We start from the raw sequence: 15,258 nt of genomic DNA, 5'->3' as shown, positions 1-15,258 counted from the left end.
TCTTTCTTATTGAAGTATGCTTTTGCGCATCATATTATTCACATACACTGGTTGATCCACTTTGAATTTCACGATTTGCAACGGATGTCTCGCTGCATCTAATTCGTTTCCATCCTCATCCCAAATTTTCTCCACCGTCTGCGTAAAGTTTTCTATTTCTGGTCCAAAGAACTCCACTTCATGTCCTGGTTTGAAATGATTACGTTGCTCAAGCGTTACGATGCCCGTTTCTTCATTATAATCTAACACTAAACCAGCAAAATCATACGTTGTTTTCTTACTATGATTTCCAAACATTTGCTCTTGATGTCCTGGAACCCCTTCAAAGAATGCAGGAGCTGTATCACGATTTGCACATTTATCAAGCTCATCTAACCATTCTTGTTTAAACTCAAAGTTATCCGGATCCGCACAATAAGCATCAATTACTTTACGATATACAGTTGCTACAGTCGCTACATAATGGATTGATTTCATACGTCCTTCTACCTTTAAACTATCGATTCCAATTTCAATCATTTTCGGAATTGATAAAATTAAATTTAAATCTTTTGGACTCATCGCAAAGTGAGCATCTTCTTCTTGGAATAGAGGAAGCTCTTTTGCATCTTTATGTTGTGATACTGTTTGAACTAAATCATAATCCCAGCGGCAAGATTGGCAACAACCGCCACGATTAGAGTCACGCGCTGTCATATGGTTACTTAGTGTACATCTTCCTGAATATGCGATACACATTGCACCATGGACGAATGCTTCAATTTCAATATCCACTTTGTCTTTAATTTCTTTCATTTCTTCATAGCTTGCTTCACGAGCTAATACAAGACGATGTAAACCTTCTTCTTTCCAATACTGTGCTGCTTTCCAGTTGGATAGTGATTGCTGTGTGCTTAAATGCACCTCAACAGAAGGCGCTACACGTTTACACGTCTCAATGATAAGCGGATCAGCAACGATAATTCCCGTTACGCCAGCTTTTTCAATCCCTTTTAAATATTCCTCTAGCCCGTCCATATTTTCATTATGTGCGAAAATATTTGTTGTTACATATATTTTCGCTCCATATTTCTTTGCAAATTCAACGCCTTCTGCCATATCTTCCAGCGTAAAGTTACCTGCATTCGAACGAAGACCAAATTCTTGTCCACCTAAATATACAGCATCTGCCCCATAATGGATAGCTACTTTTAATTTTTCTAAGTTACCCGCAGGGATTAACAGTTCAGGTTTCTTCACAATAACGCGCTTGCCATCGATCACTCGTGAAATTTCTTGTACAGTCATTTCCTACACCCTCCTCGTTTAGTAAACCGTTTCTTTAAAGAAGAATCCTGTGTCTAACGGACGATTTACTGGTTGCATTTCTTCTATTTCTTTATATAGAGCATCTTTCACGTCATAATACGCATCACGATCTTCTACGCATAAATCAATCGCTTGACGATATTTCTTCGTTACTTCAATAATGTATTCAGAACTTTTTAGTACACCATCGATTTTTAAGCTGTCAACTTCAGCTTCGATTAGTTCCTCTAATTCATCGATGAAACAAATATCGTTCGGACTCATAATATGAGTACCATTTTCATCTTCATAGATTGGATATTTATTATTACGCTCTGGGTCATATAAGAACATATTCTCTTCATATTTTTTCTTTTCAATGTCAAGATTACGTCCTTGATACTCAAAGTAGTTTCCTACTAATGAACGCTTCGATTGGAACATACAAGTCATACCGTGAATTTGTACTTCTAGTTCCACTTCAGCATTTTCTTTTAAATCAACAATTTCATCTAAGCTCAGCTCACGAGCTAATACAGCACGCTTCGCTCCTCTTTGGCCCCAGTAATTACAAGTGAACCAATTGGTTGCTGTCGTTTCTGTATTCCAGTGCAACTGCATATTTGGCGCTACTTCGCGAACAGCCATTAATACTGCTGGATCTCCGAAAACAATTGCATCTACATTTACTTCATTTAAAAATGAAACGTAATCTGTTAATTCTTCTACTTTATCGTTGTGGAACATAGCGTTCATTGCTACGTATACTTTCACACCATTTTCATGCGCAATCTTCACAGTTTGTTTTACATCTTCACGTGAAAACTCCCCTGCTAAACGTAAACCAAACTTTTGCTCACCGATCATTACCGCATCTGCTCCTGCTTTCGCAAGAAGTTCGATATCCGCCACCGCTCTTGGCGTTACTAACAATTCAGGTTTCTTCATACCTTGGTCACCCTCTCTTTTTACTAACAGCTACTCCATCACCAATTGGGAAAATCGTTGTATCATATCCTTCATGGTTCATAAGCCACTCATTGTACGTCTTAATACGACGGATTAAACCACGTGTACGTCTGTTTTCAATCTTCTCTTTTGTCGTTACAAGACCATGGTACATAACATTATCTGAAATAATTACGCCACCAGGATTTAATAACGGTTCATATAAGTCAAAAAAGCGACGATACTGTCCTTTTGCTGCATCAATAAAAATAACGTCAAATGTCCCGTGTTCTTTTACTTGTTCACCTGTTTCTAACGCATCACCGTAAATAACTGAAATACGATCTGTTACTGGGGAACGTTCTATATATTCAAGTGCTTTTTCATATCGCTCACGATTGCGCTCAACTGTCACAATACGTGAATTTGGAATAGCTTGCATCATACGAATACTAGAATAACCGATTGCTGTTCCAAGTTCTAAAATGCTTTTCGGTCCAATTAAACGTAAAAATTGCAGCATAAATTCCATTCCAAGTCGATCCATAATCGGCACATGATTTTCTGTTGCATATTCTTCCATTTCAAGAATTAATTTATCTTTCGGATCAATAAATGATAATAGGTACTCGTTAACTGCATCCTCCATAAATGGTCCTCCTTATTTACATGGAGAAGTGCCTCTATGACGTCTTTTCCCACATAGAATGCAATAAAAATACAAGCCAGCTTTACCCTTAGCTTGTACGTCCCGTTTTGATATTAAAAACGATTCTTCTGCCAGTTTTTAACCCGATATATTTTACCACAAAAAAGAGGGATGTGCGACTTTTTTCGCTATCCCTCCCCATTTCACTGTTTTTTCGTAATGTATTTTTGCTTTAATGCATTATGCTCTTCTAATGTTTTCGCATAGTACACTTCACCACTTGGTGCAGCTAAGAAATAATAATAATCTGTTTGCGCAGGTTCTAACGCAGCTTCCACTGAATGTTTACCAGAGTTTGCGATCGGCCCTACCGGCAATCCCTTTACAACATACGTATTGTACGGTGAGTTGACCTTTAAGTCTTCGTATAATACACGTTGTTTATGCTTTCCAAGTGCATATAATACCGTTGGATCCGTTTGAAGCGGCATACCTTTTGCTAAACGATTATAAAAGACACTAGCGATCTTTTGACGATCTGTAAAACCAGTTGCCTCTTCTTCAATAAGTGAAGATAATGTTAAAAGCTGATGAACATCCCAGTTCTTCGCTTTCATTTTCGCCTCATTTTGAACAATGATTGCATTTGTTTTCTCAAGCATCGGAATTACAATTTCTTCTAACGTTGTATCTTTCTTATAAAACGAATACGTTGCAGGATATAAATAACCTTCTAATGGGTATTTAATATTACTATCAAAGATTTTATCCGTTAATAACTTCGGATACTTTTGCTGCATTTTTTGAATAAATGCTTTATCGTTTAATTGACGCGTAACATCATCTTTATTCCACTTTAGTTCTGTCGCAATCGTTTCTGCAATTTCAGTTACTTGCGCCCCTTCTTTAATCGTCACTTTATAAAGAGCTGGACGATGCACGTTGCCAGATGACATTTGTTCGATCACATCTTCAGCATTCATTGAAGGGTTTAATAAATATGTACCTGCTTGTAAACTTTTCGATTTAGCCTTTGTATAAAAACTAAAAACTGTACCGTTTTTTACAGCGCCTTTTTCTTCTAAAATTTCTCCAATTTTACTTGTAGATGATCCTTTCGGAATTTCTACTTCAATCTCTTTTTTATTCCCGCTATCAACTGGTCCTAATGCGGATGAAATATACGCATAGACTGAACCACAAACTAAAAGCAGTGCAATAATCGAAAATAAAAAGATGCGTCTACGCTTCTTTTTCACTTGATTCTCTATCAAAACATTTCCTCCTTACTTAATTGTAGACCGTATGTACACCTTTCTATACAGCACGATGTAAAAACGCAACAAATTCACTTATCTTTTTTTAATAGACACTTTATTTTTCTACAATCCGTCTCATTATACTACAAAGACTTACACAGTTTCGACAAAAAATCTTTCATTTTACATATAAATACAAAAAAAGATGGACTGTATGTCGTCCATCTTTTCAGTACCTATTATTCAGCTTCTTGCTCATCAGCAAGAGTGTTGAACATTTCTTGTACCATTTCCCACTCTTCTTCAGATTCGATTGGAAGTAAGCTTCCGCCCTCTTCTTCATTTTGCTCATAAGCCATTGCATCATAAATTGGGTCTCCATCTTCGTCTACTTCACCGATTGGAGAGAAGACTACATATGATTTTTTACCAAATTTTTCAGCATCAAAAGTGAAAATAATTTCACATAAATGTTCGTTACCTTTTTCGTCTACAATTGTAATTTGATTTTCTTCCATTTTGGTCACCTCTTATTTACTATCTAAAAATCCTTGTAAGATTACGACTGCAGCCATCTTATCGATTACTTGTTTTCGCTTCTTACGACTTACATCAGCTGAAATGAGTAGACGTTCCGCTGCCATCGTTGACAAACGCTCGTCCCACATTACAACGTCTAATTGTAACAGCTCTCGTAGGTTTTCTGCAAATTGTTGGCACGCTTCACCACGTGGGCCAATGGTACCATTCATATTTTTAGGTAAACCTACTACTATTTTATCCACATTGTACTGCTTTACTAACTCAGAAATACGATCAAAACCAAAGTGACCTCGTTCTTCGTTAATCTTAATTGTTTCTAATCCTTGTGCTGTCCAGCCCATTTCGTCGCTAATTGCAACTCCGACTGTTTTTGTACCTACATCTAAACCTAATATCCGCATAAACTACTCCTCACGATGATGTTTCAAGTAAGACTTCACAAGCTCTTCAATAATCTCATCACGTTCAAGCTTGCGAACGATGCTACGTGCATCTTTATGGCGAGGTATGTATGCTGGGTCTCCACTTAATAAATAACCGACGATTTGGTTAATCGGATTATAGCCTTTTTCTTGAAGTGCATCATACACAGTTAAAAGTACATCATTTACATGGACACTCTGTTTTTCATCTTGAATGCTAAACTTCATTGTTTTATCAAAACCGTCCATTTCAAGCACCTCACTTATATAGTAAGTATAGGGAGAAGAACTTCTCCTCTCCCTACCATTGTACACTACTATCTCTTTATTTTGAAACAGATTTAACGTACTCTTTTACAAATGCTAAAGCTTCTTCGACTTGAGCTGGGTTTTTACCGCCTGCTTGTGCCATATCAGGACGGCCACCACCGCCACCGCCGCAACGAGAAGCTACTTCTTTCACAAGTTTACCAGCATGGTAACCTTGGCCAATTAAGTCTTTCGTTACACCTGCTAGGATGTTTACTTTATCGTCATTAACAGACGCTAATACAACAACTGCTGACTCTAATTTATTTTTTAGATCATCCATCATCGTACGTAAGTTGTTCATATCTGCAACATTTACTTTCGCTGCTAATACATTCACACCATCAACTGTCATTACAGAATCAGTTAAGTTTCCAGCTTCGATATTGCTTAATTTCGCAGCAAGAGATTCATTTTCTTTTTGCAGTTGTTTTACTTCGGCAAATAGACCATCAACTCTTGTTAAAATATCTTTCGGATTTGTTTTCATTTTTCCTGCTGCTTCTTTTAATAAACCTACTTGATCGTTCATTAATTCGTATGCAGACTTACCAGTTACTGCTTCAATACGACGAGTTCCTGCACCGATACCAGACTCAGCAACGATTTTGAAAATACCGATAGAAGCTGTATTATCAACGTGACAACCACCACAAAGCTCTAAGCTGTAATCGCCAACTTGTACAACGCGTACAACATCACCGTATTTTTCACCGAATAATGCCATTGCGCCCATTTCTTTCGCTTCTTCGATTGCTTTTTGAGAAATCTCAACATCAATACTTTCCCAAATTTTCTCGTTTACCATACGCTCAATTTTTTCTAATTCGTCAGCTTGTACTTGACCGAAGTGAGAGAAGTCAAAGCGTAAACGTTCAGAAGTTACAAGAGAACCTGCTTGGTTAACGTGTGTTCCAAGTACATCTTTTAATGCTTGGTGTAGTAAGTGAGTTGCTGTATGATTTTTCACAACGCTACTACGGTTTTTCGTATCGATAATAGCTTTCACAGCCGCATCTTTCGTTAATGTACCTTCTTCAACAACAACTTTGTGTAAGTTTTGACCATTTGGTGCTTTTTGCACGTCTTTTACAAGAACTTTCACGCCATCAGCAAGAAGGTAACCACGGTCTGCAATTTGTCCACCGCTCTCAGCATAGAATGGTGTTACATCAAGCATTAATTGTCCTTCTTCACCAGCTTGTAAGCTGTCTGTGTATTCGCCGTTTTTCACAAGTGCAACAACGTTACTTTCTGTTGCAACTGTACCGTAACCAACGAACTCACTCGCTACTTTAACTTCTCCAAGTACACCGCCTTGAACTTGCATTGAGTCAACGTCTTGACGAGCAGCACGTGCACGCTCACGTTGTTTTTCCATTTCATTTTCAAAACCTTCATGATCAACTGTCATGCCAGCTTCTTCTGCATATTCTTCTGTTAATTCAATTGGGAAACCGTATGTGTCATATAGACGGAACGCATCTACTCCAGAAATAACAGTTGTTTTTTCTTCTTTTGCTTTTGTAATAACTTCAGCTAAAATTGCTTCACCATCATGAAGTGTTTCATGAAAACGCTCTTCTTCGTTTTTCACAACTTTCGCAATGAAATCTTTCTTTTCAAGTACTTCTGGATAGAAGTCTTTCATTACTTCTCCAACAACCGGTACTAATTCAAACATGAATGGACGGTTAATGTTTAATTTCTTCGAATAACGAACAGCGCGGCGTAATAAACGACGTAATACATAACCACGGCCTTCGTTAGAAGGAAGAGCACCGTCACCAACAGCAAATGTTACTGTACGGATATGGTCAGCAATTACTTTAAACGCCATATCTTTTTCTAAATCGCCATTACGATATTTCTCACCAGAAATTGATTCTGTTGCACCAATCATCGGCATGAATAGATCTGTATCAAAGTTCGTAGGCACATCTTGAACGATAGATGTCATACGTTCTAGACCCATCCCTGTATCAATGTTTTTCTTAGGAAGTGGTGTATATGAACCATCTGGATTATGATTAAATTGAGAGAATACAAGGTTCCATACTTCTAAGTAACGCTCGTTTTCTCCGCCTGGATATAATTCTGGGTCACTAAAGTCATTACCGTAAGCTTCTCCGCGGTCATAGAAAATCTCTGTATTCGGTCCACTTGGTCCTTCACCGATATCCCAGAAATTTTCTTCTAAGCGGATAATACGCTCTTTTGGAACGCCCATTTTCTCATTCCAAATTGTGAATGCTTCTTCATCTTCTGGATGGATTGTAACTGATAGTAATTCTTTATCGAATCCGATCCATTTGTCGCTCGTTAAGAATTCCCAAGCCCATGTAATTGCTTCTTCTTTGAAGTAATCACCGATTGAGAAGTTTCCTAACATTTCAAAGAATGTATGGTGACGAGCTGTTTTCCCTACGTTTTCAATATCGTTTGTACGAATTGATTTTTGAGCATTTGTAATACGTGGATTTTGTGGGATTACACGTCCATCAAAATATTTTTTTAATGTTGCTACACCACTATTAATCCATAGAAGAGATGGATCTTCATGTGGAACTAGTGATGCACTAGGTTCTACTGCATGTCCTTTTTCTTGGAAAAAGTCTAAAAACATTTGACGAATTTGTGCGCCTGTTAGTTGTTTCATTGTATTTTCCTCCTTAAATATAAAAAACTCCCGTCCCTATAAAAGGGACGAGAGTTAACTCGCGATACCACCCTAATTATGAATTGATTACAATAACAATCAATTCATCACCTCATGGTGCCGTAACGTGGCAAGACGGCAGTGATTAGCTGCTCTCAGGATTAGCTTTCTGTTACCCTTCATTTAAAGCTTCTTTCAGCCATATGGAAGCTTCTCTCTATAAATGGACTGTAACGTACTTGTTCCGTCATTGATTTAATGTATTATATGACTAAATATAATAGAATTCTCTTAAGTTTGTCAATGTAGATAATCATTTATATTGTATGAATCGCTTATTAATCATAGGTATTCTACTATTCATTCTTAACAGCCTTTTCATATATTATGCGTTTATTAATAAATTGGAATCTCCTTACAATAATAATTTATAAAAATTTCTAAATATTACTTTTTTGCTATAATTAAATTATTGTTAATAAAATAAAGGAGCGATCACAATGACAACCTTACTTAACAAAGCTAAAAACATATTAGCAACTGACGAAACGATATTATTTTACGCAGCATGTTCATTAGACATATTTATTTATCGTTCCGTCGCAAGGCCAGGATTGCTAATTTTAACGAACAAAAGGCTATTCTTTTACGGGCCAGATGTAAGTAAGAATCCAATATTTGAAGAGTACTCTTTTGCAAAAATTTCTAATCTAAAAGAACAAAAGCGTCTTTTCAACAATCAAATTGTATTTATGTATGATAATGAATGGAAAAAAATAAAACATATTCAAACAAATGATGTGAGCTCCCTCGTTCAAAAGATACACGAGCAGCTTTCTAAATAAATATATGATTAGCCCTCTATTTCTTACATAGAGGGCTTCTATACTTACACATTTTCTTTTTTCAAGAGAGGTCTCACATGAACAATGACAGTACGAATAACTGCTAAAATCGGAACCGATATTAGTAATCCTACAATACCAGCTACTTCCCCCCCAACTAGTAATGCAAGCATAATAATAACAGGATGCATACGAAGTGACTTACCAACAATGTAAGGCGATAAAATGTTACTTTCCACAAATTGCAAAATAGCAATCGTAATCCCCGCCTTAATAAGTAAACTCGTTGATACTGTTGCTGCAATCATTAACGTCGGGATCGCTCCTAAAATAGGACCAAAGTACGGGATTATATCCGTTACCCCAATAATAATGCCAAGCAATAATGGATATTTCATACCGATAAACCAAAAAGAAAGAGCTGATACTCCCCCTAATACTAAACAAACAAATAACTGTCCTCGAATATAACTTCCAAGTGACTTATCAATTTCTTTCGCAAGCATTTGCCCCGTACCTCGCCATTTACTTGGGACTAGTTTCCAAAAGATATGATAAAACTCACCATAATCTTTTAATATGTAAAATACAATGAACGGTATTAAGAAAATAATGAGCAATGAATCGAGTACACCACGAGCTGTACTCATCACTTTATTTAAAAGCGCTTGAATCTTCGTTTCCACACCCACAAAAAGTTGTTTCACCTTTTCATGAATGAACGAAGGGAAATTCGCTGTTTGTTCTGTAACGCCATCCATCCACGAATCGTACATCTTTGTAAACTGCGGAAATTGTTCATTAATCTCTTGTAACTGTTTAATAACGACTGGTGTTCCTTTATAAATCCCATAACCAATTCCGCCGAAGAAAAGGATATAAATGAGCAAAATGGCAAGTGTACGGGGCATCCCTTCCTTATGAATTTTTTCAATTAAAGGGTGCAATAAATACGCAATAAAACAGGCGATAAGAAACGGCGTAATTGCTACTTTAAATACAAAAATAATCGGTGCCCATAGTGGCTTAATTTTTAAAAAGACGAGCAAACAAAGAAAAACAAGTAACAATAATCCTAAACGATATATCCAAATGATTTTAAGATTCTTCACATGAAAAACCTCCTCCACCTTTATTTTGAAAATAAATGGGTTAGGTTATGTGTGAAACTTTTAAAATCTTTTCATACGGACCATACTGTTTTTTAAAGACGTACATATAAATAACATAACAAGGACAACCACCCCTGAGAATACAGCATGAAATAATGTAATCAGGAGGGCTAATTATGGTTTTGTTTATGCTTGGATTATCAGCACTTTTTATGATTCTTGAATGGATTTGTATCGGCTTTGGTATTTGGAAGGGGTTCTTTATTCGTTCCTCACGTAAAGAAAAAGCGAAGCAATTATGGCAGTATGGAATACTTGGCGTCGGCTGTTACGGTCTATCTTATCTTTTCTCAGAAATTGGACTTTTTTATTTGCATATGAGTGCATAAAAAAACTCCCTTGTCTATAAGGGAGTTTTTCACTTTATCGAAATGATTATAAGTAAGACTTAATCATCTTACGTGCTTTTTTCATATTGCGTTTTGAAAATACATCTTGCTTACGAGCATATTGATATGCTGCAGCTCCAACACCTAATGCGATTAATGAATTGCGTAGATTCAAAGTAAATCCCCCTTTTCGTTATCCGATCGTTCTTTCATTCTCATCAAATAAATCATCAAGAGAGCTTAATGAACCATCTTCCTCAACTTGATGCGTATGGATTTTCCCCTTCGAAACCGATAATTCGATATAACAATTCCAGCAATAAAATTGGTTGACACCTATTTTCCCAATGTCTTTCCCTTTGCAATTTGGACAAATGAACATATGGCTTTCATCTCCTTACAGTCTCCCAGATTCTATTCGCCATTATGTCCAAACCGCATTCATTTATACATTGCTGGAGCCTTTCAACGCTATGCGTTTGAAAGTTTCACTATATAATTTCACCTTGTTACATGAAATCATACGGTGAAATGTTTTCCACGTCCATTTCCTCGCCATTAACTGTGACCATCTGTACTTCTCCTTGTGATTCCTGCAAGCGACTAGCTAAAGTTGTTTGACGCATTGCATCATCAAGGCGATTTACACCAGATTGGAAAGCTACTTCCTCCCCGCAAATAATAAGGAACTTCTTACTTCTTGTAATGCCCGTGTAAATTAAATTACGGCGTAACATACGGTTGTAACTTTTCACAATCGGCATAATAACAATCGGAAATTCACTACCTTGTGATTTATGAATCGAACAACAATATGCATGTGTAATTTGATTTAAATCCGGCTTTGTATACGTTACCTCAATTCCATCAAATGAAACGATAATCATATCTTGTTGCTCAACGTTTTCTTTCGCATAAAACACCGAAACAATTTCTCCGATATCCCCATTAAACACTTGGCTCTCCGGCTGATTAACGAGTTGCAGTACTTTATCGCCTCTTCGGTATACAACATCACCGTACTGGATTTCTTTACTCTTTTCCCTTTTCGGGTTAAATACTTGTTGCAGCGCTTCGTTTAATACATTAATACCAGCAGGCCCGCGGTACATCGGTGCTAATACTTGAACATCCCTTGCACTAAAGCCTTTTGTTTTAGCGTTTTCGCAAACTTTTTTCACAACCTCAACAATTTGAGCCCCTGTACAGCTGATAAACGAACGATCTTTTTTATTTTGCGCTAAATCTGGCGGGAGTGTGCCGTCTTTGATCGCATGGGCAAGTTGAATAACAGATGAGCCTTCTGCTTGACGATAAATTTCAGTAAGCTTCACTGTCGGAACTGCACCTGCATTTAATACATCTTTTAATACTTGTCCAGGTCCTACAGATGGCAACTGATCTTCATCACCTACAACGATAACTTGAATATTCGTTGGTAGCGACTTAAATAGCTGATTTGCGAGCCAAATATCAACCATTGAAAATTCATCGATAATAAGGAGCTTACCTTGGACAGGATCCGTTTCATTACGTTGGAAAGATCCTTCTGGCGTCCAGCCAAGCAAACGGTGAATTGTGCAAGCTGGAAGTCCTGTCGATTCACTCATCCGCTTCGCTGCTCTTCCTGTTGGAGCTGTTAATAGTATTGGAAATGGATTATCATCACTGTATTCATTCGGATTTAACGATAATCCGTGAAGTGACGCATACATTTCAACAATCCCTTTAATAACGGTTGTTTTTCCTGTTCCTGGTCCACCTGTTAATAACATCATCGGTTTATGAAGTGCCGTTTGAATCGCTTCTTGCTGAAATGGTGCATATTGTACATTCAACTGTTCTTCAATTTCACCTAATGTTTTTAACACTTCTGCTTCAGGAAATGAAGGTGTTTCCTCTTGATTCATCAATCGACGAATAGACTTTACAACACCTTTTTCAGAGTAGAATAAAGTTGCTAAATACACTCGTTCTTCTTCTATGATGACTTTCCCTTCACTTTGCATCGTTTCAATACAACCTATAATATCTTCTTCAGTCACTCTTCCTTCTTGATTGTTTAAAAGTGACATCGTTTCTCTTACAAGTTGATCTTTCCTCATATAAACGTGACCAAGTTGCAATGAGACATTCTCTAATGTGTAAAAACATCCCGCTCGTACACGGTCGTCGTGATTACCCGATATCCCTAACGCACGCCCTATATCATCCGCTCGTCCAAAACCAATCCCGTCCACTTCTTCAATAAGTTGATACGGATTATTACGAATCACTTCTAATGTCATCTCTTTATATTGCTGGTAAATCTTAATAGAAAGTTTCGTTCCAAAACCGTAACCATTTAAAAAGCTCATTACTTTCTCTAATCCTTGATGTTCAACAATTGTCTCATATATTTCCTGAGCCTTTTGTTTGTTAACAACACCATTTAACGCCTCAGGGTCATCCATAATTTTAGAAATAGCATGTTCCCCGAGATGATCCACAATTTTTTCCGCTGTACGCTTTCCTATCCCTTTAAATAAATCACTCGCTAAATATTGCACCATACCTGCTTTTGTTTGCGGCAATTCTTTTTTAAATGTTTCAACCATATATTGTTTTCCATACTTTGGATGGTCCTTAAAGTGACCTGTCAATGTAAACACTTCATCTTCATGCATGCGGGGAAAATGACCGTTTATCATTACTTTCTTTTCGTCATACGTTTCATTCGTTTCAATGACTTTCATACTGACAACGGAATAGAGGTTTTCTTCGTTGTGGAAAATGGTATGAAGAACTTGCGCTTTTATAAATTTTTTCTCTTCCTCAAACAAATCCATTGCATGTTGATTTCCCATCTTTCCTCTCCTTTCCGATATTTTCACTTTAATGAGCAGTACATCCCCAACCTTTTTAGATGAGGGATAACTACCCATTAAACTATATTTTTATCTTATTCAGCTTCTTGCTCTAATAAACGAACGCCATTACCAGCTAAAAAGTGATCTGGCTGAATTTCAGTTGCTTTCTTAAATAAAGCGAGAGCTTTCTCGTTATTTTCTTCAAATACGTAAGCAACACCTAAATTGTAATACGCATCTGCATGCTCTTCATCCATTTCTAATACCTTTTCAAAATAAGGTTTCGCCTCTTGAATATGTTCTAGTCGCGCAAAGCAAAGTCCGCACTGGAATACAGCTTCTACATCGTTTTCATCTAATTCTGTTGCTCTTTGTAAGAATGGTAGTGCAAGACGATCATTTCCAAGCTGTACATGTGTAATACCTAACATAAATGTTACATCAGCTGATTGTAATCCAGCTTGCATTGCTTGTTCGAATACAACTTTCGCCTCAGTAAATTGCTCTTGGCCATAATATACGTTTCCTAAGCCATAATAAGCAGCTGCAGATTTATCATCTAACTCTAATGCACGTTTATAAAATAAAATCGCTCGCTCACTATCTCCTAATACGTCTAATAAATTTGCAAAATTAATGTATCCAAGCGCATCTTTCGGATTTTCTTCAATTGCTTCTGTAAAATTTTTAGCTGCTTCTTCCCAATTTCCTTCTTGCATATATTGAATACCTGTTTCAAGTTTGTTTGACATGTCCTTCACCTCTACAACAAATTATAACAAAGAATGTATTTTCCAAGCGAACGAAAATTCGCTTTATGTAAAAGAAACCTCTAACCGCTAATCGGCAGAGGCTTCTCATTTATCCTAAATAATCCAATTTCTTACCACTACGGTATACTTCATCAATTGTAGCACCGCCTAAGCACTCATCTCCATCATAGAAAACGACTGCTTGTCCTGGTGTAATTGCACGAATTGGCTCATCACAAAGAATACGAACTGTATTTTCATCAACGATTTGAACCGTTACTTTATTGTCTTCTTGACGATAACGGAATTTCGCCGTGCACTTAAATTCTGTTTCTTTTTCTTTGTTACTTACCCATCCTACATTCGTAGCAATAACTTCATCACCATATAGAAGTTCGTTATGGAATCCTTGATCAACATATAAAATGTTTTCTTTTAGATTTTTTCCAACAGCAAACCATGGATCACCATTACCACCAATTCCAAGACCATGACGTTGTCCAATTGTATAATACATTAAACCGTCATGCTTCCCTTTCACTTCACCAGATAATGTTTGCATTACACCTGGTTGTGCTGGTAAGTAGTTACTTAAGAAATCTTTAAAGTTACGCTCACCAATGAAGCAAATACCTGTACTATCTTTTTTCGCCGCTGTCGCTAAGCCAGCTTCTTTCGCCATTTCACGAATTTGTGGTTTCTTCAGTTCACCTAACGGGAACATTGTTTTTGATAATTGCTCTTGGCTTAATTGATTTAAGAAGTATGTTTGATCTTTATTGTCATCAACGCCGCGAAGCATTTTATATTCGCCGTCCATATAAGCAACGCGTGCATAATGGCCTGTTGCTACATAATCGGCACCAAGCGCAATTGCATGCTCTAAAAATGCTTTAAATTTAATTTCTTTATTACACATTACATCTGGGTTTGGTGTACGACCAGCTCGGTACTCATCTAAGAAGTACGTAAATACTTTATCCCAGTATTGTTTTTCAAAATTTACTGCATAATACGGAATACCAATTTGGTTACACACTTCAATTACATCATTGTAATCTTCTGTTGCTGTGCAGACACCATTCTCATCTGTATCATCCCAGTTTTTCATAAAAATTCCGATTACATCATAACCTTGCTCTTTTAATAAAAGTGCTGCTACAGATGAATCGACGCCACCGGACATTCCGATGACAACGCGTGTTTCGTGAGGTAGTTTGTTCATCATGTCACCT

Annotated in this window: 16 protein-coding genes and 1 other annotated feature; of the genes, 2 read left to right on the top strand and 14 right to left on the bottom strand. The window is 37.0% G+C overall.

The genetic code is table 11. The features are described from left to right. Window positions 1-6 precede the first annotated feature (6 nt). The 8 genes from MRP26_RS04935 to alaS form a co-directional block, all read right to left on the bottom strand. Window positions 7-1,287 carry a peptidase U32 family protein gene (locus MRP26_RS04935; protein WP_000217961.1) on the bottom strand — a complete coding sequence of 427 codons (1,281 nt, stop codon included), beginning with the start codon at window positions 1,285-1,287 and terminating at the stop codon, window positions 7-9. Between the two features lie 18 nt (window positions 1,288-1,305). Then, window positions 1,306-2,235 (bottom strand): peptidase U32 family protein, encoded by a 930-nt coding sequence (locus MRP26_RS04930; RefSeq protein ID WP_000742793.1) that lies wholly within the window; start codon window positions 2,233-2,235, stop codon window positions 1,306-1,308. Between the two features lie 7 nt (window positions 2,236-2,242). Further along, entirely contained in the window at window positions 2,243-2,884 is a 642-nt protein-coding gene (locus MRP26_RS04925; RefSeq protein WP_000389102.1) for an O-methyltransferase, read from the bottom strand. 203 nt (window positions 2,885-3,087) lie between these two features. Beyond that, entirely contained in the window at window positions 3,088-4,158 is a 1,071-nt protein-coding gene (gene mltG, locus MRP26_RS04920; RefSeq protein ID WP_000572135.1) for an endolytic transglycosylase MltG, read from the bottom strand. A gap of 224 nt (window positions 4,159-4,382) precedes the next feature. Next, a complete protein-coding gene (locus MRP26_RS04915; RefSeq protein WP_000392245.1) occupies window positions 4,383-4,661 on the bottom strand; it encodes a DUF1292 domain-containing protein in 279 nt (92 codons plus the stop codon). Between the two features lie 12 nt (window positions 4,662-4,673). Continuing rightward, a complete protein-coding gene (gene ruvX / locus MRP26_RS04910; RefSeq protein ID WP_001221193.1) occupies window positions 4,674-5,087 on the bottom strand; it encodes a Holliday junction resolvase RuvX in 414 nt (137 codons plus the stop codon). Between the two features lie 3 nt (window positions 5,088-5,090). Further along, a complete protein-coding gene (locus MRP26_RS04905) occupies window positions 5,091-5,357 on the bottom strand; it encodes an IreB family regulatory phosphoprotein (RefSeq protein WP_000348591.1) in 267 nt (88 codons plus the stop codon). Between the two features lie 76 nt (window positions 5,358-5,433). Then, window positions 5,434-8,076, bottom strand: a complete 2,643-nt coding sequence (alaS, locus tag MRP26_RS04900; protein WP_075716650.1) for an alanine--tRNA ligase — start codon at window positions 8,074-8,076, stop codon at window positions 5,434-5,436. 40 nt (window positions 8,077-8,116) lie between these two features. Beyond that, window positions 8,117-8,336 (bottom strand) — a binding site (T-box leader). A 240-nt stretch (window positions 8,337-8,576) separates the two neighbouring features. On the opposite strand from alaS, the gene MRP26_RS04895 reads away from it, so the two are divergent. Beyond that, entirely contained in the window at window positions 8,577-8,921 is a 345-nt protein-coding gene (locus MRP26_RS04895) for a PH domain-containing protein (RefSeq protein WP_000209466.1), read from the top strand. 44 nt (window positions 8,922-8,965) lie between these two features. On the opposite strand, the gene MRP26_RS04890 is transcribed toward MRP26_RS04895, so the two are convergent. Then, complete coding sequence (locus tag MRP26_RS04890; protein WP_000793129.1) at window positions 8,966-10,033, bottom strand: AI-2E family transporter; 1,068 nt, start codon at window positions 10,031-10,033, stop codon at window positions 8,966-8,968. A 176-nt stretch (window positions 10,034-10,209) separates the two neighbouring features. On the opposite strand from MRP26_RS04890, the gene MRP26_RS04885 reads away from it, so the two are divergent. After that, window positions 10,210-10,422 carry a hypothetical protein gene (locus MRP26_RS04885; RefSeq protein WP_000242539.1) on the top strand — a complete coding sequence of 71 codons (213 nt, stop codon included), beginning with the start codon at window positions 10,210-10,212 and terminating at the stop codon, window positions 10,420-10,422. A gap of 46 nt (window positions 10,423-10,468) precedes the next feature. Here the strand turns inward: MRP26_RS04885 and MRP26_RS04880 are convergent, their stop codons facing one another. From MRP26_RS04880 to mnmA, 5 genes are all read right to left on the bottom strand, one after another. Further along, window positions 10,469-10,597 (bottom strand): YrzQ family protein, encoded by a 129-nt coding sequence (locus MRP26_RS04880; protein ID WP_001053553.1) that lies wholly within the window; start codon window positions 10,595-10,597, stop codon window positions 10,469-10,471. 18 nt (window positions 10,598-10,615) lie between these two features. After that, window positions 10,616-10,804 (bottom strand): hypothetical protein, encoded by a 189-nt coding sequence (locus tag MRP26_RS04875; RefSeq protein ID WP_000469281.1) that lies wholly within the window; start codon window positions 10,802-10,804, stop codon window positions 10,616-10,618. A 127-nt stretch (window positions 10,805-10,931) separates the two neighbouring features. Further along, window positions 10,932-13,268 carry an SF1B family DNA helicase RecD2 gene (recD2, locus tag MRP26_RS04870; protein WP_197242772.1) on the bottom strand — a complete coding sequence of 779 codons (2,337 nt, stop codon included), beginning with the start codon at window positions 13,266-13,268 and terminating at the stop codon, window positions 10,932-10,934. A 95-nt stretch (window positions 13,269-13,363) separates the two neighbouring features. Then, window positions 13,364-14,023, bottom strand: coding sequence for a tetratricopeptide repeat protein (locus tag MRP26_RS04865; RefSeq protein WP_000066411.1), 660 nt, complete (start codon window positions 14,021-14,023; stop codon window positions 13,364-13,366). A 109-nt stretch (window positions 14,024-14,132) separates the two neighbouring features. Beyond that, window positions 14,133-15,248, bottom strand: coding sequence for a tRNA 2-thiouridine(34) synthase MnmA (mnmA, locus tag MRP26_RS04860; RefSeq protein WP_001038010.1), 1,116 nt, complete (start codon window positions 15,246-15,248; stop codon window positions 14,133-14,135). Window positions 15,249-15,258: the final 10 nt, after the last annotated feature.

Source organism: Bacillus sp. CCB-MMP212 (genome assembly GCF_022748145.1).
Classification (GTDB): Bacteria; Bacillota; Bacilli; order Bacillales; family Bacillaceae_G; genus Bacillus_A; species Bacillus_A cereus.
This window is presented reverse-complemented; position numbering and strand designations above follow the sequence as displayed.